The 1,398-nt window shown below is 77.5% G+C and carries 1 protein-coding gene; it reads left to right on the top strand.

The features are described from left to right. Positions 1 to 179: 179 nt before the first annotated feature. Positions 180 to 1,349, top strand: a complete 1,170-nt coding sequence (locus tag AC5LSR_RS15180) for a hypothetical protein (RefSeq protein ID WP_493468601.1) — start codon at positions 180 to 182, stop codon at positions 1,347 to 1,349. Positions 1,350 to 1,398: the final 49 nt, after the last annotated feature.

Raw genomic sequence — 1,398 nt, 5'->3', positions numbered from 1 at the left:
CCGATGCCCGCCGGGGGCATACGGCGACAGGTGCCCGGACGGACCGCCCACCCAGGCGTGCATACGGCTGTCCATCCGGCTGTCCATCCGGGTGTCCACCTGGGTGTCCACCTGGGTGTTTCGCCCGGTTCGCCGCTGTCGTCCGCGACCGCCCACGGCAGCCATGGGAACATGGGGACGTGTACGCCCGCGGAGGCAGGACGGTCCTCAGGACGAAGCCGGCCGGCACGCCGGTGGACAGTCACCCGCGGCGACCGGGCTGCCCGCGGACGCCTCTCACCGGCATCTGCGTCGCCGTCGCCGCTGCCGTACCGGTGCTCGCCGCGACCGTGGGGCGGCTTCCGCTCGCCGCCGTCATCGCCGTCGAAGGGGTCCTGCTCGGCCGGGCCTGGGTGCGGGCGCTCGGGGCGTCGACCGGGACCCTCGCGATCGTGCTGGTGGCGGCGCTGGCCGCGGACGTCACCGCCGCGCTGACCGATTCCGACGGGATCGGGAACCTGGCCGGGGTCATCGGCCCCGCCGTGGTGGCGGTCATCCTCGTCCAGCTGGCCAGACGGCGCGGGGGTGCGCGGGCCGCCGGTGCTTCGCCGTGGGCCGGGCCGCCAGCGGCGACCGGGGCCCGGCAGCAGTATGATCATGTTCTTTCCGCGCCGCCGGTGAGACGGCTGCTCGGGGCAGGGGAGCGGCGGGCCACCGCCCGCCGTCACGGCTCCCCGGTGGGACGGGCGGCGACGGTCACGGTCGACATGGCCGCGGGCCTGAGCGGAGTGGTTCTGGTCGCCCTGCTGGCCGGCTGCCTGAACGTGGCCGCCATCCGGGCGCCGGACGGCCGGCTGGTCGGCCCCGCGGTGCTGGCCGCCGGTCTGCTGGGTGCGGGTACGGCCGTCCTCGTCACACGGCTGTGTGCCGCGATGCCGCGCACGGGTGCGCTCACCGGGCCGGGAGGAGCGGCGGGGCCCACCGGGTGGGGCCGGGCCCGCCCCGGGCCGCGGGCCGGTGGGCCGGCCGGGCTGGCTGTCGCGCCGGCCGTCGGGCTCGCCGCCGGTACCGGCGCGGGTGCTCTCCTCGGCGGCTTCGCGGACGGTCCGGCCGCCTGGGAGGCGGCGCTGATCGCGGTCGCCGCCGCCGTGGCAGCGGTTGTCGCCGACCGTGCCGTCGCCCGCGCGGCCACCGAGATCCGCGCCGAGCCCGTGGCCGAGCCGGGCGGCGCGGCAGCGCCCGCCGACATCCCCGGGCAGGCACCCCAGCACGACGGCCATCCTGTCGGGTGGCCGCTGGTAGCGATCCTCCCACTGGCCACGGCCGCCGCGTTCGTGTACGCGGTGGGCCACCTGCTGCTGGGTACCTGACGCCGTGCCCAGGCCGCGCTGAAACAGCCCCACCCGTGAACAGCCCCAC

The sequence above is a fragment of the Protofrankia sp. CiP1_Cm_nod4 genome, from assembly GCF_982290645.1.
This window is presented reverse-complemented; position numbering and strand designations above follow the sequence as displayed.